The sequence below is a fragment of the Actinophytocola sp. genome, assembly GCF_009379765.1.
GTDB lineage: Bacteria > Actinomycetota > Actinomycetes > Mycobacteriales > Pseudonocardiaceae > Actinophytocola.
In genome coordinates this window covers 75,779-99,446 of record NZ_WHTD01000002.1, presented here as the reverse complement: position 1 = coordinate 99,446, position 23,668 = coordinate 75,779, and the positions used below count along the sequence as shown (strand labels likewise).

The window sequence follows — 23,668 nt, the reverse complement described above, 5'->3', positions numbered from 1 at the left end:
GGAACGTCATGGTGGCAACACGTATGCACCCCGTGGTGACGACCGAGCAGCGGATGCGTGAGCTGGCCGCTTCGCGTGCACCGGTCGTGGGGACGTGACCACGATGTTCGAGGTACGGGTACATGGCCGCGGTGGACAGGGCGTGGTCACCGCGGCGGAACTGCTGTCGGTGGCCGCGTTCCTGGAAGGGCGGCACGCGCAGGCGTTCCCCAGCTTTGGGTCCGAGCGGACCGGCGCGCCGGTCGTGGCGTACTGCCGGATCGCCGATCGCGAGATCCGCACACACGCGCCCATCGTCCTGCCGGACGCGGTGATCGTCCAGGATCCAACGTTGTTGGGCCGGTTGCCGGTACTGGACGGACTGCGCCAGGACGGCCTCGTCCTCGTGAACTCCACAAAGGACATCGCCCTCGAGGTCAGCAACGTGTTCGTCGTGCCGGCCACCGAGATCGCACAGGAGCTGGTCGGTCGCCCGGTGCCCAACGCCGCACTGCTGGGCGGTTTCTCCGCCGCGAGCGGCCTCGTTTCGCTGGCCTCGGTGAGCACGGCCATCCGGGAGCGGTTCGCCGGCAAGATCGCCGAGGCAAACGTCGCCGCGGCCACCCGGGCCTTCGAGATCGTCCGTGCCAAGGTGGAGGAGCGCCAGCATGCTTAGACAGATCGAAGGCTCCCGCGGCGTCGCAGAGGGTGTCGCGCTGTGCCGGCCCGAGGTCATCAGCGCTTATCCGATCTCGCCGCAGACGCACATCGTCGAGGCGTTGTCCGCGATGGTGAAGTCCGGCGAGCTGCAGCCGTGTGAGTACGTGAACGTGGAGTCGGAGTTCGCGGCGATGTCGGCGGCGATCGGGGCGTCGGCGGCTGGTGCGCGGGCGTACACGGCGACCGCGAGCCAGGGGCTGCTGTACATGGTGGAGGCGGTGTACAACGCGTCCGGGCTTGGGCTGCCGATCGTGATAACCGTGGCGAACCGGGCGATCGGCGCGCCGATCAACATCTGGAACGACCACAGCGACTCGATGTCCCAGCGGGACAGTGGTTGGCTCCAGCTTTACGCGGAGACCAACCAGGAAGCACTCGACCTGCACATCCAGGCGTTCCGTATCGCGGAGGAACTGTCCACCCCGGTCATGGTGTGCATGGACGGTTTCGTCCTCACGCACGCGTTCGAGCGGGTCGACGTGCCGGCCCAGGACGAGGTGGACGCGTTCCTGCCACCGTACGAGCCGCGGCACGTTCTCGACCCCGCCGACCCGGTGTCGATGGGCGCGATGGTGGGCCCGGAGGCGTTCACTGAAGTCCGTTACCTGGCGCACATGCGGCAGCTGGACGCGTTGACGGTCGTGCCGGCTGTGGCCGCCGAGTTCGCGGACCGGTTCGGCCGGCCCTCCGGTGGCCTCGTGCGCCCGTACCGGACCGAGGACGCGGAGACGGTCGTGATCGCGCTCGGCTCCGTGCTGGGCACCCTCAAGGACACCGTGGACGAACTGCGTGATGAAGGCGTCCGTGTCGGTGTTGTTGGTATCACGACGTTCCGGCCGTTCCCGTACGACGCGCTGCGGGCCGCCGTCCGCGACGCGTCGCGGGTGATCGTGCTGGAGCGGGCGTTCTCCGTGGGCACCGGCGGGATCGTGACCGCGGACGTGCGTGCCGCGATCACCGACCGGCCACTGCACACCGTCGTCGCCGGACTCGGCGGCCGGCCCGTCACCGAGGCCTCGCTCCGTGACTTCCTGCTCTGGGGCGACCCCGCCCCGCTGACCTTCCTCGACCTGAACACCGACCTCGTCGAGCGCGAGCTACGGCGCAGGCGGGAGAGCCCGCGTTCCGGGCCCACCGCCGAGAACCTACTGCGTGACCTCGATCGCGTCGCAGAAAGCTGAGGCCAGCCATGCCCGCGAAGACCGTCAAGTTCTACCAGACCGGCAGCTTCGTCGTCGGCAACCGGCTGCTGCCCATCGAGGACCGTTCGGTGCAGGCCGATCCCGCCCGCGCGAACTCGCTGACCTGCGGGCATCGCGCCTGCCAGGGCTGTGGCGAGGCGCTCGGCGCCCGCTACGCGATCGACGCCGCCATGCGCGCCACGAACCGGCAGATGGTGGCAGTCAACGCCACCGGTTGCCTGGAGGTGTTCTCCACACCGTACCCAGAGACGTCGTGGCAGGTGCCGTGGATCCACTCGCTGTTCGGCAACGCGCCCGCCGTCGCCACCGGGGTGACCGCCGCGATGAAGGCCAAGGGAAACAAGGATGTTCGCGTCGTTGCCCAGGGCGGGGACGGCGGCACCGTCGACATCGGGTTCGCCTGCCTGTCCGGCATGTTCGAGCGGAACGACGACGTGCTCTACATCTGCTACGACAACCAGGCCTACATGAACACCGGCGTGCAGCGCTCCGGCGCGACCCCGCCGGCCGCCCGAACCGCCACCACCCAAGCGGTCGGCCCGGAACCCGGGAACGTGTTCGGGCAGGGCAAGAACGTCCCGATGATCGCGATGGCGCACGAAATCCCTTATGTGGCAACGGCGACGGTGGCCGAGCTGCGGGACCTGGAGTACAAGGTCGCCAGGGCGATGGAGTTCCGCGGCGCCCGCTACCTGCACGTGCTCGTGCCGTGCCCGCTGGGCTGGGGTACTCCGGCGGCCGACACCATCCGCATCGCCCGGCTCGCCAAGGAAAGCGGGCTGTTCCCGGTGTTCGAGGCCGAGCACGGCGAGATCGTCGACACGTCGAAGATCCGCCGGCGAGTGCCGGTCGAGGACTACCTGCGCCCCCAGCGCCGCTACGCGCACCTGTTCGGCGACCCGCCCCGCACCGACGTCATCGCCCGCATCCAGGCCACCGCCGACCGCAACATCCGCAAGTTCGGGCTGCTCGAGGAGTCATGATGGACAAGCCGTTCGCGATCACACTCGGACCCGGCACCAGCCTGGCCAACAAGACCGGTACCTGGCGCACCGAACGCCCCGAGTACGTCAACCTGCTGCCGCCGTGCAACAACGCCTGCCCTGCCGGCGAGAACGTGCGGCAGTGGCTGTACGACGCGGAAGAAGGCCGCTACGAGGACGCCTGGCGGGCACTGGTCGCCGACAACCCGTTCCCCGCGATCATGGGTCGCGTCTGCTACCGGCCGTGTGAGACCGCGTGCAACCGAGGACAACTCGACGAGACCGTCGGCATCAACTCCGTCGAACGGTTCCTCGGCGACGAGGCTATTCGTCGCAAATGGACGGTTACGGTGGATGTCGAGTCGTCCGGCAAGCGGGTGCTCGTGGTGGGAGCAGGCCCGTCGGGTCTGTCGGCCGCCTACCACCTCACCCTGCTCGGCCATGACGTGACCGTTCGCGACGCCGGCAGCGCCCCGGGCGGGATGATGCGGTACGGCATTCCCGCCTACCGGCTGCCGCGCGATGTGCTCGACGCCGAGGTCACCCGTGTCGCGGATCTTGGCGTGACCATGGAGATGTCGCATCCGGTGACCGATGTACTGGGGGCGCTGCGGGAGTTCGACGCGGTGTTCCTGGCCGTCGGCGCGCACATCGCCAAGCGAGTGGACATCCCGGCCGGCGACGGCGCACGGATCCTCGACGCCACCACGCTGCTGCGGTCTATGACTGGTGAGGAACGGCCCATGCTCGGCCGTCGCGTCGCCGTCTACGGCGGCGGGAACACTGCGATGGACGCCGCCCGCACGGCACGCCGCCTCGGCGCCACCGACGCAGTCGTCGTCTACCGCCGCACCCGCGACCGCATGCCCGCCCACGACATCGAGGTCGAAGAGGCACTCGAGGAAGGCGTGACGATGAGGTGGCTATCCACAGTTCACCACGTCGACACCGGCCGCATCACGATCGAGAAGATGCGCCTCGACGACGCCGGGAAACCCCGGCCCACGGGCGAGTTCGAGGACCTGGGCGCCGACTCGCTGGTCCTCGCGATCGGCCAGAACGCTGACCTGTCGCTCCTGGCCGGGCTGCCAGGCATCGAGGAACAGGACGGCGTCGTCAAGGTCGGCCCGGATTTCATGACCGGCCATCCCGGCATCTTCGCCGGCGGCGACATGGTCCCCGCCGAACGCACGGTCACCGTCGCCGTCGGCCACGGCAAGAAAGCCGCCCGCGCCATCGACGCCTGGCTTCGTGGCAGTGTGCACGAAGAGCCACTCACCGCGCCGCTCGCCACCTACGACGGACTCAACACGTGGTACTACTCCGACGCACCCGCCACCGTCCGGCCGGCGTTGGAGTCGGCTCGCCGAACATCCACTTTCGACGAGGTCGTCGGCGGTTTGGACGAGTCCACCGCACTGTTCGAAGCCCGCCGCTGCCTGTCCTGCGGCAACTGCTTCAACTGCGACAACTGCTACGGCATCTGCCCCGACAACGCCATCCGCAAGGTCGGCGACCACTACGAGATCGACTATGACTACTGCAAAGGCTGCGGCCTGTGCGTCGCCGAATGTCCCAGCGGTGCCATCACCATGCTCCCCGAGAGGACGTGACAACCATGCGCCCAACCATCCTGGGCTGCGGTGTGCTGCTGCTCCTACTCGCCGCCGGGTGCACGAGTGAGATCGCGGGCACGCCGATGGCTGGCGGCGGTCCAACGGCACCGACGACTTCGGCGCAGCCCCCGGCGACGGCCACCTCGCCCCCGTCGGACACCACGTCCGAGCCAGCGACGATCGCGGTATGCACCGTGCGTGACGTCGACATGTCCCTCGGCGCCGAAGAGGGCACCGCGGGTACGGTCTACCGAGCACTGGTGTTCACGAACACGGGTGGCCGAACCCGCGTGATCCAGGGCTTCCCCGGCATGTCGTTCGTGACCGGCGACGATGGGCACCAGATCGGCGAGGCGGCGGAACAGGTCGGGCCGAAAGGCCCACCGGTAACCCTGAAGCCAGGTGGGACCGCCACCGCACCGGTCGGTTTCGTCAACATCGGTAACTTCGACGAGGCGACCTGCCGGCCGACAGCCGTGCGCGGGCTGCGGGCGTACCCGCCGCACGAGCGGAGAGCGGAGTTCGTGCCCTTCGAGACAACCGCGTGCGCCGGCGACCTTCCCGGCAGCCATCTGACCGTGCGGACCGTGCATGAGGGCTCCGGCTTGGCCGGAGTGGACGAACTCGGCGAAGGGCAGCCTCTCCGATAACTGATGCCGAAGCGGCTAGATCACCCGGCGCGGTTCCTTGGTCCGAAGTACGGGTACTGCCGAAATGGGAAGGGTTCATGCTGCTTACGAAGCGAGTGTTCCGGTGCGGTACCCCGCCGGCCCGGAACACTCGCCGCGACTCCCCATATGTCACCAGCCTGGTGGGTTTGCGGGATCGTTTCCAGGGCCTTTGGTCCAGCCTGACTGGTGAGAGCCCAGCTGAGGCAATTGGCAACGACACCCGTCTCGGCGTGCGGCATCTCTGGCCGGTCACTACGTGTGGCTGCGGTCGCGACGTTCATCCTGGGACCTTCGGCCTCGTCGTAGTGGGCCGATTGGTGCGTGGTTGGGGCCGTTCGGCATCTGGCGTCGGTCGTCACGCGAGCAATGGTTGTGGTGCTAGGTGGGGCCAGCCTCGCGGAGGGGGTGGGCCGTGGACGTTCGGCCGGATGCGTTCGTCGTGCCCGGTTCGTTGCCGGTCGCGTTGACGGTCAGGGGCGGGACTTCGATGTCGTTCGACAACGGTGATGGTGTACGCGGTCAGCACCGTGATCATGACGGTGACCTCGACCTTGTCCGGTTGTACCTGAACGAGGTCGGGTCGGTTCCGTTGCTGTCGGCCGAGGAGGAGATCCTGCTGGCCAAGCGTGTCGAGGCCGGGGTGTACGCGGCGGAGCTGTTACGTGCGGCGGATGCCGGGGAACGCCGGTTGTCCTTAGCGCGGCGTCGTGAGCTCGACTTGGTCGTCCGGGATGGGCGCGCGGCGAAGGAGAAGATGATCGTGGCCAACCTGCGGCTCGTGGTCACTGTTGTCCGGCGGAACTACCGGCGCCGCATGCCATTGCTGGACGCGATCCAGGAGGGCAACTTCGGTCTCATCCGTGCGGTGGAGAAGTTCGACTACACCAAGGGGTACAAGTTCTCCACCTATGCGGCATGGTGGATCCGACAGGCCATGGAGATCGGCGTCATGGAGCAGTCGCGCACGATCCGGCTGCCGGTTCACGTCATGGAGGCGCTGGACCGGATCGGCATCGCCGACCGGGCGTTGACGGTGCGCCTCCGACACGAGCCGAGCGTGGCCGAGCTGGCCGCCAAGACCGGGATACCGGCCCACCGGGTCGCCGACCTCCGTCGCGCCGGGCGGCGTGCGGTGAGTCTGGACGCCCCGTTCCGTGCGGACGAGGAACTGCGGCTGGGTGACGTGATCGAGGACGCCGATGCGGAGTCAGGTCCGGACGCCGCTGAACACCTGGCACTCGTAGCGGACGTGCATGCCGCGGTCGCCGCGCTGCCGCCGCGGCAGGCACGGGTGATAACCGAGCGGTACGGCCTGACCAGCGGCCGGCCGCGCACGCTGGTGGACGTCGCCGGCGAGTTGGGGATCAGCCGGGAGCGGGTGCGTCAGCTCGAGAACAAGGCGGTCAAACGGCTTCGCGAGGACGCGCGGGACCTGCTCCTGCTCCACTGGGCGGGCTGAGGCTCTGCTCACTGGAAGGCGTCGTGGATGTCGTGTTCGGTGGCGGTCGTGGCGACCACCAGGACGGTGTCGCCGGTGTGGAATCGGTAGTCGCCTGCGGGTACTACCGGGTGGGCGTCGTGGACGACAGCGGCCACCACGGTTCCCGCAGGTAGGTCGATGTCGGCGAGTACGCGGCCTGCGGCTTTCGAGTGGTCGCCGATGTGGGTTTCGATCAGGGTGACGCCGGCGTCGGCGAGCCGGACGAGTCCGACGGTGTCGGCGGCGCCGCTGGCCTCCTCGATGAGTGACACCAGGGGTGCGGCGCCCGGCAGCGCGACGTCGACGCCCCAGCGGGTGTCGAACAGCCAGGTGTTGTCCGGGTCGTTGACGCGGGCGAGGGTGCGGGGGACAGCGAACTGGCGTTTGGCGAGCAGGGCGATCACCAGGTTGTCCTCGTCCTCGCCGGTGGCGGCGAGCAGCAGGTCGGCGTTGAGCACGCCGGCGTTCTCGAGGATGTTCGGCTCACAGGCGTCGCCGTGCACGAGCCTGATCGAGCGATGGTTCTTCAACTCGGTGAGGCGGGTCTTGTCCTGCTCGATCACGGTGACCTGGTGGCCGGTGGCGGACAGCAGGTGCGCGGCCTGCTCGCCGAGCCGGCCCGCGCCGGCGATAAGGACCTTCATGACCCCAACTCCTTGTCGAGGAAGGAACGCAGCCGGTCCAGTGCGGTCGCGGCGACGGCGAGGCTCACGGTGTCGCCCGCCTTGGCGAGGCTGTCTACGGTCGGAAGAAACGAGTGGCCGCCGCGGGTGACTGCGACGACCCGGATCTGGCCGCTTACCTCGAGGTCGTGCAGCTGCCGGCCGGTGAACCAGGCCGGCAGGGTTTCCCGTACCAGCAGGGTTTCGCCGTTGCCGAAGGTGACGTCCGGGTCGAGGTAGCGGTGCCGGAGCAGTTGGCTTATCCTGTTGACCGTCCAGCGGACGCTCGCGACGGTCGGGATGCCGAGCTGCTGGTAGATGTCGGCGCGGCGTGGGTCGTAGATGCGGGCGATCACGTGGGGGACGCGGTAGTCCTCCTTGGCGATGCGTGCGCCGACGATGTTGGTGTTGTCCCCGGATGTCACCGCGACGAACGCGTCCGCCGTGCTGATGCCGGCCCGTTCGAGCAGGGCGCGGTTGTAGCCGTTGCCGACCAGGAACTCGCCGGGGAATGCCTTCGGCAGCAGCTCGCGGGACTCTGGGTCGCGATCGAGCACAACCACCTCGTGCCGGTCGGCGGACAGCTGGTGGGCGAGTGCGGCGCCGACTCGGCCGCAGCCCATGATGATCGTTTTCATGTGGTGGCCTCCTTGTGGCGCAGGAGAATCTTACGGATCTCGTCGGCGACGAGGACGAGCGCGCCGCAGGCGGCGACGAGGGTCCAGTCCATGATGGACAGTGGGGCAGTGTGGAAGACCGCCTGCAGGATCGGGACGTAGCTGATCGCGCACATGATCCCGATGCCGATCAGCCCGGCGCCGACGAGTGCGCGGTTGGACAGCAGGCCGAGCCGGAAGACGCTGTGCCGGTCGCTGCGCACGGTGAGGGCGTTGAAGAACTGGCTGAACACGATCACGGCCTGTGCCATGGTCAGCGCCTCCCGATAGACGGGATTGCCCGAGGTGAACTGGTCGAACGGGATTCCGGCGGTGTGGATGTGCCAGAAGAACAACGCGGTCGCGCCGGCCGCCTGAATGCTGCCGAGGAACAGGAACCGGCGCACCAGGGCCCAGGAGAACAGTCGCTGCCGCCGCTTGCGTGGGGGTACATCCATGGCACCGGGCTCTGGCGGCTCAGCGCCGAGCGCGAGTGCCGGCAGCACGTCGGAGCCGAGGTCGATGGCCAGCACCTGCATCGCGTTGATCGGCACGAGCGGGAACCCGGCGAGCGTCGCGACCAGGATCGGCACCAGTTCACCGATGTTGTGGCTGAACAGGTAGATCAGGAACTTGCGGATGTTCGCGTACACCGAGCGGCCGAGTTCGACGGCGGCCGCGATCGACGCGAAGGAGTCGTCGAGCAACACCATGACCGCCGCCTCGCGGGCGACATCCGTGCCGGAGGCGCCCATCGCGACACCGATGTCGGCACGCTTGAGCGCCGGAGCGTCGTTGGCACCGTCCCCGGTGACCGCGACCACCTCGCCGAGACCTTTCAGTGCTGCGACCACCCGCATCTTGTGCTCTGGCTTGACCCGGGCGAACAGCAGATCGCCGCGCTCAGCCAGCAGTTCCCGCAGGCCGGCGTCGTCGGCGGCGTCCAGGTCGGTGCCGGTGACCGTGCGCGGCGGGCCAGGAGAGGTCAGGATCCCGACCCGCCGGGCTATCGCCTCGGCGGTGAGTGCGTAGTCGCCGGTCACCATGATCACCCGGATCCCCGCGCGACGGCATGCGGCGACCGCCTTGACGACCTCCGGCCGCGGCGGGTCGAGCATGCCGACCAGGCCGAGCAACGTCAGCCCGCTCTCCGCGTCGTTCTGGTCGATCTGTCTACTGTGGACTTCACGGAAGGCGATGGCCAGCACCCGCAGCGCCGAGCCGGCCATGGCGTCGTTGGCTGCCAGAACCTGGCCGCGTGTTTCGTGGTCCATGGCCACGGCACCGGATTCGGTGCGGAGGTGGGTGCAGTGGGCCAGCAGTTCGCCCGGCGCGCCCTTGACGTACGCCCACGTTCGTCCGGTGCGGGTGTGCAGGGTGGTCATGAGCTTGCGGCTTGAGTCGAACGGGAACTCGCCGACTCTGGGCGCCGCGTCCCGCTCGGCGTCCACGTCCAGCCCGGCCTTCGTCGCGACGACCAGCAGCGCCCCCTCGGTAGTGTCACCGAGCACGCGCCAACCGTGCCCATCGTCCGGCGCCATCAGCCGAGCGTCACTGCACAGTGCCGCCACCCGCAAGAGTTCCCGCACCGGTTCGGGGTCGGACACCACGCCGTCGGGCACGTAACCGACACCGGTGACGTGGTGAGTGCGGCCTGCCGCCCAGACCTGTTGCACGGTCATTTCGGCTTTGGTGAGGGTGCCGGTCTTGTCGGTGCAGATGACCGTCGTGGAGCCGAGAGTCTCCACCGCGACCAGTTTCTTGACCAGCGCTTGTCGCCGCGCCATCCGTCGCACCCCGATGGCCATCGCCACCGACAGCGTGGCCGGAAGTCCCTCCGGCACGCAGGCGACCATCACCCCGAGCGCGAACACGAACGTCTCCACCAGCGAACCGCCGGCCGGCAGCCGCACCGCGAACAGCAGCACCCCCAGCGCGAACGCCGCACCGGCCACGCGTCGCGCCATGCTGGAGATCTGCAACTGGAGCGGGCTGCGGTCCGATGTGGTGTGGGCAGTCAACCGGTAGATCCGGCCGAACTCCGTGCCCTCGCCGGTGCCGGTCACCACCGCCTTACCCGTGCCAGCGGCAACCGCCGTCCCCATCCACACCAGGTTGCGTGCCTCCAGCCGCGCCACCCGGGGCGAAACCGGCTCGGCGGTGCGCCCGGACGGGTCGGCCTCCCCGGTCAGCACCACGTTGTTGACCGCGAGTTCGTGCGCCTCGACCACCCGGCAGTCCGTCGGCACCGCGTCCCCGGCCTCGAGCACCACCACGTCCCCGACGACCAACTCCTCGGCAGGCACCTCGACCCGCTCACCGTTCCGCACCACCCGCGCCCGGTGCGGCACCATCTCCCGCAACGCATCGGCGGTCCGCTCGGCCATGTACTCCTGCCCGAACCCGATGACCGCGTTCAGCACCACCACGGCGAGAATCGCGACCGTCAGCTGGAGGTTGCCGATATCCGGCGGGTCACCCAGCAGGTACGCCGACAACGTGAACACCGCGGCGACGAGCAGCACCACGGCGAACAAGTCCGTGAACTGCGCGAGGAACCGGGAGAAAAGCGGCCGCCCGACCAGCTGGGGCAGCGCGTTCCGGCCGTGCGCGGTGAGCCGTGCGGCCGCCTCCGCGGACGAGAGCCCGCGCGGCGAGGACCCCACCACCCCGAAAACCGCATCCGGCTCGACCTCCTGAACCGCGACCGCGCCGCGCTCGCCGGCCCCGGGCGACGTGGTGATCATGTGTGCCACCGGTCGGGCTTCCTTCCGTCCACAACGGACTCTTCGGACGGCTACGCAGTCCAGGGCAGCAGGACCTGGCTCCGTGCGGACTCCCGCAACGACGCGAGCCCGCCCCGTTCGAGCTGGCGTACTCGTTCCCGGCCGAGACCGATCTCGTCGCCGATCTCGCGCAGTGTCCGCGGCCGGTCGCCGTCCAGCCCGTACCGCCGCGTGATCACCAGCGCCTCTCGGGCGGGCAGGGTCGCCACCATGGCGCGCACGTCGGTGACGAGTGCACGGCGTTCCGCGACCTCCTCGACTCCCGGTGTCTCGGTGTCGGTGACCACGTCGGCCAACCGCAACTCGCCGTTCCTGTCATCGAGCGGGGCGTCGAGGCTGAGCGTGTCCCGCCCGACACGGCGCAGCTCCGCGACCCGCATCGCCGGGATACCGGTCGCCGCGGCCAGCTCCTCGACGTTCGGTTCGCGGCCCAGCCGCCCGCCGAGCTCGCGGTCGACCCGCTCGAGCTTGTCCAACTCCTCCATGACGTGCACCGGCAGCCGGAGCATGCGGGACTGCGCACTGCCGCGCCCGAGCGCCTGCCGGATCCACCAGGTCGCGTACGTGGAGAACTTGTAGCCCTTGGCGTAGTCGAACTTCTCCACCGCTCGGATCAGCCCGAGGTTGCCCTCCTGGATCGCGTCCGGCAGCGGCAGCACACGGCGTGGGTGCCGCGCGACGACCGCCACGACCAGCCGTAGGTTCGCGCTGATCATCCGGTCCTTGGCCCGCCGCCCGTCCTCGGCCACCGCCGCCAGCTCCGCCTGGCGCCCCGTCGCCAGACTCCGCCGGCCCGCGTCCGCCTGCCGGAGCAGCTCAGCCGCGTACACCCCGGCCTCGATCCGCTTGGCCAGGTCAACCTCCTGTGCCGCGGTGAGCAACGGCACCGCACCTATCTCGTCCAGGTAGCGCCGGACCAGGTCGGGCTCCCGACCATCGTCGCGCTCGGCTCGCCCCGACGCTTCCATAATCACCCCCGATCTCCGCGTCTCCCGATGTCGTTACGCCGCAACCCTTGTCCCGCTGTGCTTTCACCAGGAAGTGGGCTCGCGGCAGCCGCTCACCCGCTCACCGACCAACTCGTCGACGTCGATCCGGATGCCGTTCTCGAATGCGTAGGTCATCGCGAGCGCGATGCCGGTGTCGACCGCGGTTCGTGGCCGGTCTCGCTGCCCGAGTGGCCTCGCCTTCCCGGCACCGCGGACCACCCAGCGCTCCTGTTCGGCGGGGTTGTCCTGTTCGAACTGGACGGTGACCGGTCGCCCCGCCGCCGCGCGTGCGAGGGATTGGTCGGTACCGGTGGGGATCGCGATGTCCCCGTCGGGCAACGGGAAGCAGGCCACCCGCACCGGTGCCCGCCCGCCGACGGACACCGCGGCCATCCGGACGGGCCGGCGGCCGCGGATGAGCTCCAAACATTCTCTTCGGGTCAGGTCTCTCGACCGTGCGGATGCCATGCGTTCACCTGTCCCTGTTGGCGTTCCTGCCTCCAGCGTCATTCGTGAGCCAGCCATCGCCCACCGACTCCCGACCCGGCTTGACAGGGCACAAGGTCCCCATCCCTGCTGCTCGTGCTCAGGTCCTGTTGTGCAGTGCGGCGCGGCGTTTCGTCAGTTCTTCCTCGTCGATCTCGCCGCGGGCGAACCGTTCGTCGAGGATCTTGTCGGCGTCCGGTCCGCCAGCTGGGTGGTTGAAGCGGCGTAGGAGAATGATGACGACCGTGATGAGGCCGCCCCAGAGGAGCACCATCGTCACGATCATCGTGACAGCGCCGAGCCAGCCCCAGCCGTAGTCGTGGTGCCAGTACCACATGTCGAACCCTCCTATCTCAGCGCGCGGCGTCGACCGGTAGCGCGGTACGCAGGCGGGCCGCGCAGTCTTCTGGTCGGGTGGTGAGGACCGGGATGCCGGTCGCCACCTCGAGGCCGGCCGGTGTGGTCAGCCGGGGCAGGACCTGTAGGTGCCATGCCAGGAACGGCGCCGACGTCCATGTCGTCGGTGCGGTGTGCAGGACGAGGTTGTAGGCGGGGTCGACGAGCACGGCGCGCAGGGCGGCGAGGACCGTGCGCAGGCTGTCGGCCGCAGTGGCCAACTCGTCCAGCGTCGCGGCGCCGAAGTCCGCCCGGTAGGTGCTCGGCACGATCCGCGTCTCGAACTCGGTGGCGGGCGCGATCGGCACGAAGGCCGTCGCTCCGGCATCGGTGTGCACGACGCGTTCGCCGTGTGCCAGCTCGGCTTCGACGATGTCCTCGACGAGTCGCCGTCCCGTCCGGTGGTGGTGATCGCGTGCGACCGCGACGTTCCGTGCGGTGACCCCGGACAGCACGGGCAGCCCGAGCACCTGCGAGTGCGGGTGGGCCAGGGAGCTGCCGGCCGCCTCGCCCCTGTTGCGGAAGACCACGACCTCGGCGGCACCGGCACGCAGTGCGCGGTGGCGCACCTGCCACGCGGTCAGCACGTCCACGACTTCCGCCGTGGTCGCCGTGGTGAGGTCCCAGCCGTGCTGAGGGGACTCGATCACGACCTCGTGGTGGTCGGACAGCGCGTACCGGTTGGTGACCGCCCGAACGCGCCACCCCGAACCGTCTGGAGTGGACAGTCGCCAGCGTTCGGGTGGGGTGTCCTCGCCGGGGCCAGGGCAGAACGGGCACGCGCCGGTGGTCTCACGGGTTCCCGACGCTCGTGCCGGCGCCACAATGACCCACTCGTTCGTCCACGGGGCAAGGCGCAACTCCCCGCCGGTCCATTGCCGGATCGACATCACGGCACCCGCTTCCCGGGGCCGACACGGCCGACACACCCGCCCGTGCCGGCCTTGATGACGTTCAAGGTGGTCATGGCCAACTCCTGTGTCAGTGGGGAAACCCATCACCCAGGCAACCCCCGGCGGCGAGTGGCGGATAGGGACCGAGGGCCGTGACCTCCCGGTACTTCTGGCCCTGAAACGGGTACCGGCAGCCGTCGGTGGTGCGGGGGTACATGAGCCCGGCGAGTCGACGGTCATGGCTGGGCGCAGGTCGTCCGCGCCCCGGTTGGGCCAGCGGTGTCGTGAGGTCAGTTCCCGAGGTGTTGCGAACCTGTGCCGGGCAGGAGGCCGGTGATCTCCTCCATCGGCCTGCGCGGAGTTCGCGGGAGGGGTTCCGCGGCGACGGGTGCCCAGCCCACCCGCAGGATCAGTTGCGGCACGGCCGCGCCGCCGAGCACGTGCTCCTGGATCTTCGCACGCGTGTCGGCGACCTCGAGGGCCTGCGACAGCGGACAGGTGGCCAGCATCAGGTCGGTTGCGGTCAGTAGCACGGCGCTGGCCGCTTCTCCGGCCCGTAGCCGGGATTTCGGGTCGTCGGTCCGGGTGGCCAGCACGAGCAACTCTCCCGCGTCGTCTTCCTGATCCTCGCCGGGAGGTTCCGCGAGGATCCCGCCCGGGAATGTGCGCATCCGGGTGTCCCCGTGGATGCTGGACCGTCCCGGGGTGCTGCCGGCCAGCACACCGTCCGCGGCGAGCGAGCCGCGGCCGCTCCACAGCGCCAGTTCCGAGCTGTACTCGGGGCTGCTCTCCTGCCGGGTGGTGGCTTCGGCGATCGCGTCGGTGAGCTGGCACCGCAGGTCCGTGGTGACCGGGACGAGCAGCGCGCCGGCCTGGCGGGCGCGCTGGGCCATCAGCTCGAGATGGCCGGGCGGGACCGGCCAGGAGGAGAAACGCCTGCGGTCTGTCCGCCTGCGGGGAATGGCCGCGGCGAGCGCGATGTCCTGTTCGGCAGGTGGTCGCAGGTGTGGTTCGACGGCGGCGAGATGGGCGGGGTCGCCGCCGTTGGGGATGTGGTGCACCTTGCTGCCCCAGCCGAGCGCGGCCAGCGCGACACACAGATGGTGCAGCATCGCGCCACAGCTGATCAGCAGATCTCGGCCGTCCGGGTCGGTGGCCGGCAGGTGGCGGGTACGGTCGGCCATCAGGTGCAGCGTGTGGTTGCCGAGCAGCCACCGCCAGGGCTGGGTGTTGTGCACCGAGGGTGCACGGGAGGCCAGGGCGATCGCCCTGTGCACGGTCTGATGATCCGGGCGGGTCGCGGTCATCTGCGTCCTTTCGCCGGGTGGGCTGTGCTGGCTACCAGGGCGTCGGCGAGTTCGGCCGCCCAGAGGCGGATCTCGGTGTCGCCGGGCAGCAGCGCCGCCAGTACTGGGTGCGGGCAGCCGCAGCGGGGGCAGCAACCGTCCGCCGCGGTGCCAGCCGCGACGCCGGCCGTCACACGCACGACGGCGTCGTAGATATCGAGCAGAGGCAGATCGCGTTCATCGTGAACATCCACGGCCAATCCCCGGCCGGACATTTCCTCGTCGATAGCCCGGGCCGCGCTCCTGGCCGGTTCCGTTCCGCCGGCGCACACCACCAGCACTCGTCTCACACGACCACACTCCGCCGCCGGCGGCCGGTCCGGACAGGGCTGTTGTGCCTCAAGGTGCGGGGCGTTGGTCACTGTCGGAATACCCGGACGGTGATTCGGAACTACCTTCGGAGCAGTCAGTGCCGCCCGGACACGCGCAGCCGGGCTACCAGTGCGGCCACCTGGGCCCTGCGCCGCAGGCCGAGCTTCGCCAGGACCCGCGACACGTAGTTCTTGACCGTCTTCTCGGTCAGTGACATCCGGTCGCCGATCTGCCGATTGGTCAGACCCTCGCCGATGAGGTCGAACACGATCCGTTCCTGGCTCGACAGTGTGGCCAGTTGATCCGTGCGCTCCCGTTCTGACCGGACGCGATCGAGAAAGACGGTGGCAAGGTGGGTGTCGAGCAGCGACCCGCCGGCGCCCACCGTGCGGATCGCCTCGATCAGCTCAGCCCCGTGCACCCCTTTGAGCACCACGCCGGCAGCCCCCGCCATGATCGCGTTGAACAGCGTCGTGTCGTCATCGTCCGCGGTCAGCACGAGGCACCGCAGACCGGGCAACCGCGCACGAAGTTCCTGGCACAGTTCGATCCCGTCGCCGTCAGCCAACCGGACATCCAGCACCGCCACGTCGGCGCCGCTCATCGGCACCCGCTCCAGCGCCTCGGCAACCGAGGCCGCCCCTCCCACGACCCGCAGATCCGGCTCCTCAGCCAGGAGATCGGCGACGCCGCGCCGTACCAGCTCGCAGTCGTCGACCAGGAACACCTGGACTCCCATCGCCACCTCCTCGACAGCTCGGACGGTGTGGTCACCTTGTCCGATGCCGAGGTTATGCGCGGCCATCCGCCGGTGTGGTGGTCATGAGACCCGTCAGACCAGGGTACAAAGGCCCGTGAGGTCGAAGGGCCCCTGGGGAAAGAGACTTCCCGACCTTGGCGGCGAGTTCCCATCTCGAGAACGGTGGATGTGTGGGAGGGTCCCGCACGAAGTACGAGGTGTCACCATGACTACCGGACACGCCGGGCAGTTGACGGACGTGATCGACACGGCTCTGGCGTCGGCCGTCCGCGCGCCGTCCCCGCACAACACCCAACCCTGGCGGTTCGAGGTGCGCGCCGGCCGGATCGACGTGCTGCTGGACCGGAGCCGGATCCTCCGCGCCGCGGACCCCGAAGGCAGGGAGGCCCGGCTGGCGTGCGGCGCGGCGCTGTTCAACCTTCGTGTCGCCCTGCAAGCGGCTGGACAGGCGACCGCGGTGGACCTGCGCCCGATCGGGAAACCCGACCAACTGGCCACGGTGTGGCTCACCGGAGCATGCGTGCCGACTACGGAGGACCACATGCTGGCCGCAGCGGTGGACCAGCGGCACACCAACCGGCGGGTCTTCACCGAACGACCGGTGTCCGACGAGATCCGCGGTGCCCTGGCCCGTGCGGCGGCCCTCGAAGGCGCGCGGTTGCTGGTCGTGGACGACCCGGCCCGGCTCGACGCCGTCGTGGCCCTGCTGGCGGAGGCGGAGGACCGCCAGCGTCGGGACGCCGAGTTCTGTGTGGAGCTGTCCTACTGGGCCACCAGCTTCGCGGGCCGTGACGAGGGTGTGCCGGTGGCGTTGGGTGGTCCGCGCCCCAGGGCCGACGGTCTGGCCGACGCGGGGCCGTTCAAGCTGGACGCGGTCGCGCTCCGGCCGCTTCCGCTGGTCGGCGTTCTGGTGTCGCCGAGCGACATCAGCCAGGACGTGGTGCGAGCTGGACAGGCGTTGCAGCGCGTCCTGCTCACCGGTACGTCTTCTGGTGTGAGTGCGTCGTTCCTCTCCCCGTTGGTCGAGGTCGCCTGGGCGAGGCGCGCTCTTCGGGCCCAGGCGACCCGGATCGGCCAGCCACAGGCGGTGCTGCGGTTCGGGTACGGCCAGGAGACAGCGCCCACACCACGACGCCCGGTGCGTGCGGTCTGCCGGTATACGGGGGCGTAACCGATCACGGGCAAGTGATCGCGGTGTGGCCGAGCCGGCCGGAGACCGGCATGGCCGGCGCGAAAGCCGTGGTCACGATCGAGGCTCGCGCACCGATCACCGAAGTCGTCCGGCGGCTGGCCGAACGCGTGCGCGCCGGTTGCTGGTCGAGGACAACGAGCGACCGGCATCCCGAGCCGCAGCTGTACGTGCCGTACGGACGGTGCACGCCCTGCCAGGCGTGGTCGGCGTCGGCAACCGGTTCCGGCAGGACAGGAGGGAATGGGGGTGGTTCAGGACGGTGGGGGAATGCGCGTCCTGAACCACCCGGGTGCCGGCCCTGGCGGGAACCAGGCCGGTGGTCAAGGACCGAAGGTGTCGCGCCGTACCGGGCTGGCAGTCGCCAGGATCGCCCGGGCCGTGGGCGGTGTCAGGAGCCGAAAGGCCTCAGTTCATGGGAAACAGGTCATCAAGCCACTATGGACTTTCGGCCCGTGGCGGCCGGCCTGGATCAGGGGAGTGCGGCCAGGCGGTCGAGGTGTGCGCGCGAATGTGGCTGCGCTTGCCAGGCGGTGAGTTGGCTGCGTCCGTACGCGCGCAGGAGCGGCACGGCGAAGGCGTCCTGGATGGTGCGCCAGTCCGGTTCCGGGAGGTGCAGTTCGAGTTCGGTGAGTAGTTGTTGCCAGCGGTGGTTCCAGGCGAGGGATGCGAGTGCGGGGAACCGGGCGGGCAGGTGGTTGCGCAGCGCGATCCTGACGAGTTCGGGGGCGCGCCGCAGCAGGGTGCGCACCGTCGGGAGCACGATGTTGGGCAGTGAGTAGAAGCGTTGCATCGCGTGCAGTGTGGTGAGTTGCAGGTCGCGTGGGTGCATCTGGGCGGGTCGCATCACGGCGTGGTGCCCGTCGAAGTACGCCCAGTCGTCGGTGAAGATCCGGCCCTCGGCCTGTGCTCGCTGGTAGAGGCGGGTGCCAGGTAGCGGTGTTTCGATCATGAGTTGGATGGTGTCGATCCCGACGTGTTCGGCGAAGGTCACGGTGCGGTCGATCTGTTCGACGGTGTCGGTGTCGATTCCGGTGACGAACATGCCGTGCACCATGATCCCGTGGGCGTGGAACAGGTCGACGGCGTCGACGATGTCGCGGACGGTCTGTTTCTTGTTCAGCTGCCGCAGTGACTCCTCGGAGACGCTTTCGAAGCCGACCATCGCCATCGCGCACCCGGCGTCGTGCATCAGCCGCAGCAACTCGTGGTCGGGCTCGCGGGTCTTCTTCGACGCGAACACCGTCTCGGCGGCACGGACCTGTGCGAGCCACTGCGGAGTGAGGTCGTCGTCGATCATGCCGCGTAGCAGGTCGCGGGTGCGGTCCTTGTTGACCACGAACAGGTCGTCGTGGAAGAAGACGCTCTCGCTGTTCAGTCCGGCCAGTTCGGCGAGGATCTGGTCGGTGCGCCGGTAGCGCACGTGCCGGGAGAACATGGCGGTCACGGCGCAGAACTCGCAGTCGAACGGGCAGCCCCACTGGGTCATCAGCGGCTTGGTCGTCATGCGCTCGTAGCCGGCGATGAGGGACAGGTCGGGGATCGGCAGCGCCTCGAACTGGGCCTGCGAGCAGCGTGGGCGGGGTGGATTGTGGTGGGCCCGCCCGTCGCTGTCGCGCCACGACAGACCGCCGATGTCGGTAAGGGGCGCCTCCCGTTTCAGCGCGGCCACGAGTTCACGGATGGTCTGCTCGCCTTCGCCGCGTACGACGTAGCTGGCGTGTTCGAGTGCTTCATTAGGCAGGAAGGTCACGTGCGAGCCGCCGAGGACGACCGGGACGCCGGCGGCCTCGAACTCCTCGGCGAGGTGGTAGGCGTGGGGTTGGGTCGAAGTGGTGCTGGAGATCCCGATCAGGTCCGCCCGCAGGCAGTCCGTCACGTCCACCGGCGCCAGCACCTCGCAGTAGCTGAACACGTCGTGCCCCTGGTCGCGCAGCATAGTGGCCATCAGCGGGCAACCCAACCGCGGTAGCAGTGCTCGGTCGTACACGTGGTGGCCTGGTGGACGGGGTTCGATGAACCGGATCCGCATTCGGTGCTCACCTCCACTGGCGTGAGACTGATGCGTCCGAGCCTGCCGCTGGTGGCGCCACGGTGTTCAGGGTCGTTGGTCCCGACCCGGTGGGACCAAGGGATCTTCCTCAGATGAGCACACAGTGTGTGCCGCGGTAGATCGTGGGCATGCACTTGTTGCAGTGGGTGCACAGCGATGAGGTGTCCGGTGTGGACCGGAGGCGGTTCGGGAGGTCTGGTTCGCGCAGCAGTGCTCTGGCTATGGCGACGAAGGCGAATCCTTCGGCGATGGCGGCGTCCATGGTCTCCCGGCGGGTGATGCCGCCGAGCAGGATCAGCGGCAGTGTCAGTTCGCGGCGGTACTGCCTGGCGTGCTGGAGGAGGTAGGCCTCCCGGTAGGGGTATTCGCGCAGGAACGCCCGTCCGCCGATCCGCAGGCCCCAGCGCAGGGGCGGGGGGAACGCGTTGGCGAACTCGCGGATCGGCACGTCGCCGTGGAACAGGTACATCGGGTTGAGCAGGGAGCTGCCCGCGGTGAGTTCGAGGGCGTCGACCGTGCCGTCCTGTTCGAGCCAGCGGGCGACCTCGACGCTCTCGTCCGGGTGGAGGCCGCCGCGCACGCCGTCGTCCATGTTGAGTTTGGCGGTGATGGCCACGCGGGACCCGACGGCGTCGCGTACCGCACGTGCGACATCGAGTGTGAGACGGGCGCGGTTGGCGAGACTGCCGCCGTGGCGATCGTCGCGCTTGTTGAGCCGGGGGCTGAGGAACGCGCTCAGTAGGTAGTTGTGTCCACAGTGGATTTCGATGGCGTCGAAGCCGGACTCGGCAGCGAGGCGGGCAGCCTCGGCGTGTGCGTGGACGATCCGGTCGAGGTCGGCCTGGGTGGCCGCCTTGGTGATCCGGAAGCTCAGTGGGGACAGGCTCGTGCCGGGCCCGAGCGCTGGGAGGCGGTTGGACGCGGCGTTGGCCACCGGGCCGGCGTGGCCGATCTGCGCGGCCACCGCCGCACCCTCGGCGTGGATCGCGTCGGTCAGTTTCCGTAGGCCTGGCACGGCCTCCGGGCGCAGCCAGATTTGCTGGCGGTGCGTGCGCCCCTCGGGGGAGACGGCGCAGTAGGCGACGGTGGTCATCCCGACGCCACCACGGGCCGGCTGGCGGTGGAAGTCGATCAGCGCGTCGGTGACCAGTGCGTCGGGGGTGCGGCCTTCGAAGGTCGCGGCCTTGATGATGCGGTTGCGCAGGGTGACCGGCCCTAGGGACGCGGAGGTGAACGCGCCGGTCATCGGTTGCCGTCTCGGGACGTCTGGTTCACCGGCTCAGCACAGCACATGCGCAACAGGCGCTTCAAGCCGGCGGCACTCGGCCGCGGACACGCTTGTCCGTCAAGGCGTAAACGGCCACCGCTGTGCTGCGTCATGACGCTCTCCAACCATGATCCGATGATCCGACGGTACGCGGGAAGCTGGTGACCGGGCGGTGCCAGAGGTCTCGCGTACCGGGGACGAAGGACCGTTGAGTCGCCCTCCTATGTCGGGCAGCGTGAATGGTGGTCGCCAGGCCGCGTTCACGGTCCTGGAGGAGGAGATGCCATGACCGCCTCAGCGCACACCCGAACCGTCGATCTTCGCCAGGCATCCCATCGCTGCGACGCGTGTGGTGCTCCGGCGCGGGTGCTGGTGATCCTGACCAACGGCGGTGATCTGGTGTTCTGTGAGCATCACGCGCGGCAGTACCGGGACGCACTGAAACCGATCACGGTCCTGTTCGAGCACCTCCCGGACGGTCCTGGCAGCGCATGACGACGTTATTCCTCTGCGGGGACGTCATGACGGGCCGTGGCGTCGATCAGGTGTTGGCGCATCCTTGAGCCCGGGCAACCTGCCGGCGCTCGGTGTCGGCTGGTCGTATGTCTATGTGCTGGCGAACAACCACGTACTCAACTTCGGCCGGTGTGGTCTCCTCGAGACACTTGGGACGCGGCAGCGATCGTAGCGCGGGTGGTGGACGCGCAGGTCCGCTTCGCTCTTCGGCTCGTCGCGGGCGGCGTGGACATCGTGCACGGGCACCCTGGCCGGCCTACGGATGCTGCTCACGCGTGCGGAGCGGCTGCGGCAGGCGTCCACCAAGGACATCGACTGACCGGCCGACATGCTCGCTCGGACCAGCGGCCGGTTCGGCACGTGCGTCGAGCGCGGACCGGACGGCAAGCTCGTACCAGGCACCCGTGAACTGGTCGATGATCTGCTCGGCGAGTACTGGCCAGGTAGTACTCGCCAGTGATCAGCATCGAGATCTGGGCGGCGGGAGTCGTCACGGGGCGGTAGACGACCCGGCAGGCCGTCGACCGGCTCAATCTGACCGGGCAGCCGTTCGCGTTCTTCCACGATGCAGACTCCGGTCAGGCGTGCGTGCTGTACCACCGCTACGACGGCCACTACGGACTGCTCACGCCGGCGACCTGATCGGGGACACGGCACACCCGGTTGACGGGTCTGTTGCGGTGTGCATGAAGGACTTTCGTCCCTGCTCCGCCAGGGGTGTTGGTGTCAGCGTGAGGCGAACGCTCTTGACGGCGACCGGGAGAGGTGACTGGATGAGGCGACAACGAGCTGTGCCCACCGTCGCGGTTTCTGCCGATGGTCTGCGGGGAGCCGCGGCCGTCGCGAGGTGCTCCACGGACTGACGTTCGCCGTGGACCGGGGCAGTGTCACCGGGCTGCTCGGGCCGAACGGTTCGGGTAAGACGACCCTGATGCGTGCGATCGTCGGGGCACAAGTGATCGACTCCGGTTCGCTCGACATACTCGACCATCCGGCCGGGGCGGCGCCGCTGCGCCGCCGGATCGGTTACTCCACGCAGAACCCGGCGATCTACGCGGACCTCACCGTGGTGGAGAATCTCCGCTACTTCGCCTCTGTGCTGCGCATCTCTCCGTCCGATGTGGACCGGGTGGTCGTCGATGTCGGGTTGTCCGACAGTGTGCGGCGGTTGGGTGGTGAGCTGTCCGGTGGACAGCAGAGCCGGCTCTCGCTCGCGGTCGCCCTGCTCGGTACGCCGGAGTTGCTGGTCCTCGACGAGCCGACCGTCGGGTTCGACCCGCTGGTCCGCAGGGACCTGTGGGAGCTGTTCTACCGCCTCGCCGCAGGCGGGGTCACGGTGCTGGTGTCCAGCCATGTCATGGACGAGGCCGGTCGGTGCGAGCGCCTGCTGCTGTTGCGGGAGGGCCTGCTGCTCGCCGACGGCTCCCCGGACGAACTGCGTGACCGGACCGGCATCCACGACTTGGAGGACGTGTTCCTCCACCTGGTCGAGAAGCGGAAGCTGTCATGAACCCCGCCATCACACGGGCCACCGCGCTCCGGTTGCTCACGCAACTGCGGCACGACCACCGCACCGTCGCGCTGCTGTTCGGCGTCCCGGTCCTGCTCATGGTGTTGCTGCGGTACGTGTTCAACGAGACGCTAGTGTTCAACCACATCGCCCCGTCCCTGCTGGGCATCTTCCCGTTCACCGTGATGTTCCTGGTCACCTCGGTCGCCACACTCCGCGAACGGACCACCGGCACCCTCGAACGCCTGATGACCATGCCCATGGCCAAGCTGGATCTGCTACTCGGCTACGCCATCGCGTTCGGACTGCTCGCCGTCGTCCAGGTCGTGGTCGTCGTCGCGGTCACCCTGTGGCTGGGCCTTTCCATCGCCGGCTCGCTGTCGCTGCTGCTGGCGATCGCCGTGCTCGACGCCCTTCTTGGCACCGCGCTCGGCCTGTTCGTCAGCGCCTTCGCCCGAACCGAGTTCCAGGTCGTCCAGTTCATGCCCGCCATCGTCATGCCCCAGATACTGCTCTCCGGCCTGTTCGTGCCCCGCGAGGAAATGGCCCGACCACTGGAATGGCTCTCCGACGTGCTGCCACTGTCCCACGCCGTCGACGCCACCAACGATGTGACCCGCTCCGCCGAGTTCACCGGCGCCCTCGCCCGCGACCTCCTCGTGATCACCGGCGCCGCGGCACTCGCCCTCGTCCTAGGCGCCGCCACCCTGCGCCGCCGGACCCGCTGACAGAACCTCAGCGCGTCGTCGAGGCCTGCTGGAGTTTCGCGGCCAGCCGGTCACAGAGCTGGTCGATCGACGCCCGGGGGAAGTGTCCGGTGCTACCGACCCGGATCGAGCGGCCGTGCACCACCGCGGTCGCGTCGGCGAGGACCGCGGCGGGCATGTCCGGGGTGCGAATGAGTCGAGCCCGCAACGACTCCACCGGGTAGCCGGCGCACGCGGCCCGCAGCCGGTCCAGCGCGTAGTCGATCGCCGCCGGGTCCACTCCGGTGCCGGTCTGGACCTGTACGGAGGGAATCGGGTCGGCCGTCACTTGTGTCACGGGTAGCGATGATCGTGGGACAGGCCGCCGGCAACCAGGGCAGTTGGTCCCGGTTCCCCAAGGACCTGTGACTCCGCGGCCGCGGAAGGTCCGTGTGGCGGCAGGACTTTCGTCTCCCTTGGCGGCGAGGATGCGGGGGAAGGATCGTTGTC

Annotated in this window: 23 protein-coding genes and 1 pseudogene; 11 read left to right on the top strand and 13 right to left on the bottom strand. The window is 69.1% G+C overall.

What is annotated here, in order from left to right; translation table 11 throughout:
• Positions 1–103: 103 nt before the first annotated feature.
• From GEV28_RS01005 to GEV28_RS00980, 6 genes are all read left to right on the top strand, one after another.
• Positions 104–655, top strand: a complete 552-nt coding sequence (locus GEV28_RS01005; protein WP_291407610.1) for a 2-oxoacid:acceptor oxidoreductase family protein — start codon at positions 104–106, stop codon at positions 653–655.
• Positions 648–1,880, top strand: a complete 1,233-nt coding sequence (locus GEV28_RS01000) for a transketolase C-terminal domain-containing protein (protein WP_291407541.1) — start codon at positions 648–650, stop codon at positions 1,878–1,880. Before GEV28_RS01005 ends, GEV28_RS01000 begins: the two co-directional genes overlap by 8 nt.
• Positions 1,881–1,888: 8 nt before the next feature.
• Positions 1,889–2,884 (top strand): thiamine pyrophosphate-dependent enzyme, encoded by a 996-nt coding sequence (locus GEV28_RS00995; protein ID WP_291407539.1) that lies wholly within the window; start codon positions 1,889–1,891, stop codon positions 2,882–2,884.
• Positions 2,881–4,497: an NAD(P)-binding protein gene (locus GEV28_RS00990; RefSeq protein WP_291407537.1), complete on the top strand. Its 1,617-nt coding sequence runs from the start codon at positions 2,881–2,883 to the stop codon at positions 4,495–4,497. Before GEV28_RS00995 ends, GEV28_RS00990 begins: the two co-directional genes overlap by 4 nt.
• A 5-nt stretch (positions 4,498–4,502) precedes the next feature.
• Complete coding sequence (locus tag GEV28_RS00985; protein ID WP_291407534.1) at positions 4,503–5,150, top strand: DUF4232 domain-containing protein; 648 nt, start codon at positions 4,503–4,505, stop codon at positions 5,148–5,150.
• A gap of 580 nt (positions 5,151–5,730) precedes the next feature.
• Positions 5,731–6,630 (top strand): sigma-70 family RNA polymerase sigma factor, encoded by a 900-nt coding sequence (locus GEV28_RS00980; RefSeq protein WP_291407532.1) that lies wholly within the window; start codon positions 5,731–5,733, stop codon positions 6,628–6,630.
• 8 nt (positions 6,631–6,638) lie between these two features.
• Here the strand turns inward: GEV28_RS00980 and GEV28_RS00975 are convergent, their stop codons facing one another.
• From GEV28_RS00975 to GEV28_RS00930, 10 genes are all read right to left on the bottom strand, one after another.
• Positions 6,639–7,295, bottom strand: a complete 657-nt coding sequence (locus GEV28_RS00975) for a TrkA family potassium uptake protein (protein ID WP_291407530.1) — start codon at positions 7,293–7,295, stop codon at positions 6,639–6,641.
• Complete coding sequence (locus GEV28_RS00970; protein WP_291407528.1) at positions 7,292–7,951, bottom strand: TrkA family potassium uptake protein; 660 nt, start codon at positions 7,949–7,951, stop codon at positions 7,292–7,294. Before GEV28_RS00970 ends, GEV28_RS00975 begins: the two co-directional genes overlap by 4 nt.
• Positions 7,948–10,716, bottom strand: coding sequence for a cation-transporting P-type ATPase (locus GEV28_RS00965; RefSeq protein WP_291407526.1), 2,769 nt, complete (start codon positions 10,714–10,716; stop codon positions 7,948–7,950). Before GEV28_RS00965 ends, GEV28_RS00970 begins: the two co-directional genes overlap by 4 nt.
• Before the next feature lie 50 nt (positions 10,717–10,766).
• Positions 10,767–11,723 (bottom strand): sigma-70 family RNA polymerase sigma factor, encoded by a 957-nt coding sequence (locus tag GEV28_RS00960; protein WP_291407609.1) that lies wholly within the window; start codon positions 11,721–11,723, stop codon positions 10,767–10,769.
• Positions 11,724–11,786: 63 nt separating this feature from the next.
• Complete coding sequence (locus tag GEV28_RS00955; RefSeq protein WP_291407524.1) at positions 11,787–12,212, bottom strand: hypothetical protein; 426 nt, start codon at positions 12,210–12,212, stop codon at positions 11,787–11,789.
• A gap of 118 nt (positions 12,213–12,330) precedes the next feature.
• The gene (locus tag GEV28_RS00950) at positions 12,331–12,567 is read right to left on the bottom strand and encodes an SHOCT domain-containing protein (RefSeq protein WP_291407522.1); all 237 of its coding nucleotides are present in this window, start codon (positions 12,565–12,567) and stop codon (positions 12,331–12,333) included.
• Between the two features lie 16 nt (positions 12,568–12,583).
• Positions 12,584–13,516 carry a galactose-1-phosphate uridylyltransferase gene (locus tag GEV28_RS00945; protein ID WP_291407519.1) on the bottom strand — a complete coding sequence of 311 codons (933 nt, stop codon included), beginning with the start codon at positions 13,514–13,516 and terminating at the stop codon, positions 12,584–12,586.
• A 293-nt stretch (positions 13,517–13,809) separates the two neighbouring features.
• Complete coding sequence (locus GEV28_RS00940; RefSeq protein WP_291407517.1) at positions 13,810–14,826, bottom strand: NAD(P)H nitroreductase; 1,017 nt, start codon at positions 14,824–14,826, stop codon at positions 13,810–13,812.
• Positions 14,823–15,155 carry a hypothetical protein gene (locus tag GEV28_RS00935; protein WP_291407515.1) on the bottom strand — a complete coding sequence of 111 codons (333 nt, stop codon included), beginning with the start codon at positions 15,153–15,155 and terminating at the stop codon, positions 14,823–14,825. Before GEV28_RS00935 ends, GEV28_RS00940 begins: the two co-directional genes overlap by 4 nt.
• A 116-nt stretch (positions 15,156–15,271) precedes the next feature.
• Positions 15,272–15,916, bottom strand: coding sequence for a response regulator transcription factor (locus GEV28_RS00930; protein WP_291407513.1), 645 nt, complete (start codon positions 15,914–15,916; stop codon positions 15,272–15,274).
• A gap of 226 nt (positions 15,917–16,142) precedes the next feature.
• Here GEV28_RS00930 and GEV28_RS00925 point away from each other — a divergent pair, with 226 nt between their 5' ends.
• Complete coding sequence (locus GEV28_RS00925; protein ID WP_291407511.1) at positions 16,143–17,108, top strand: nitroreductase; 966 nt, start codon at positions 16,143–16,145, stop codon at positions 17,106–17,108.
• Positions 17,109–17,598: 490 nt separating this feature from the next.
• Here the strand turns inward: GEV28_RS00925 and GEV28_RS00920 are convergent, their stop codons facing one another.
• The gene (locus GEV28_RS00920) at positions 17,599–19,158 is read right to left on the bottom strand and encodes a radical SAM protein (RefSeq protein WP_291407509.1); all 1,560 of its coding nucleotides are present in this window, start codon (positions 19,156–19,158) and stop codon (positions 17,599–17,601) included.
• A gap of 109 nt (positions 19,159–19,267) precedes the next feature.
• A complete protein-coding gene (locus GEV28_RS00915; RefSeq protein WP_291407508.1) occupies positions 19,268–20,425 on the bottom strand; it encodes an NADH:flavin oxidoreductase in 1,158 nt (385 codons plus the stop codon).
• A 306-nt stretch (positions 20,426–20,731) separates the two neighbouring features.
• Here GEV28_RS00915 and GEV28_RS00910 point away from each other — a divergent pair, with 306 nt between their 5' ends.
• The 4 genes and pseudogenes from GEV28_RS00910 to GEV28_RS00895 all read left to right on the top strand — a co-directional run bounded on the left by GEV28_RS00910 (position 20,732) and on the right by GEV28_RS00895 (position 23,200).
• The gene (locus GEV28_RS00910; RefSeq protein ID WP_291407506.1) at positions 20,732–20,941 is read left to right on the top strand and encodes a hypothetical protein; all 210 of its coding nucleotides are present in this window, start codon (positions 20,732–20,734) and stop codon (positions 20,939–20,941) included.
• 543 nt (positions 20,942–21,484) lie between these two features.
• Positions 21,485–21,604 (top strand): annotated as a pseudogene (locus tag GEV28_RS00905) (sigma 54 modulation/S30EA ribosomal C-terminal domain-containing protein); the annotation flags it as partial.
• Between the two features lie 205 nt (positions 21,605–21,809).
• Positions 21,810–22,472 (top strand): ABC transporter ATP-binding protein, encoded by a 663-nt coding sequence (locus GEV28_RS00900; protein WP_291407504.1) that lies wholly within the window; start codon positions 21,810–21,812, stop codon positions 22,470–22,472.
• Entirely contained in the window at positions 22,469–23,200 is a 732-nt protein-coding gene (locus tag GEV28_RS00895; protein ID WP_291407502.1) for an ABC transporter permease, read from the top strand. Before GEV28_RS00900 ends, GEV28_RS00895 begins: the two co-directional genes overlap by 4 nt.
• Positions 23,201–23,207: 7 nt before the next feature.
• Here GEV28_RS00895 and GEV28_RS00890 read toward each other — a convergent pair whose 3' ends face one another.
• On the bottom strand, positions 23,208–23,516 hold the full coding sequence (locus GEV28_RS00890; RefSeq protein ID WP_291407500.1) for a hypothetical protein: 309 nt from the start codon (positions 23,514–23,516) through the stop codon (positions 23,208–23,210).
• Between the last annotated feature and the right edge of the window lie 152 nt (positions 23,517–23,668).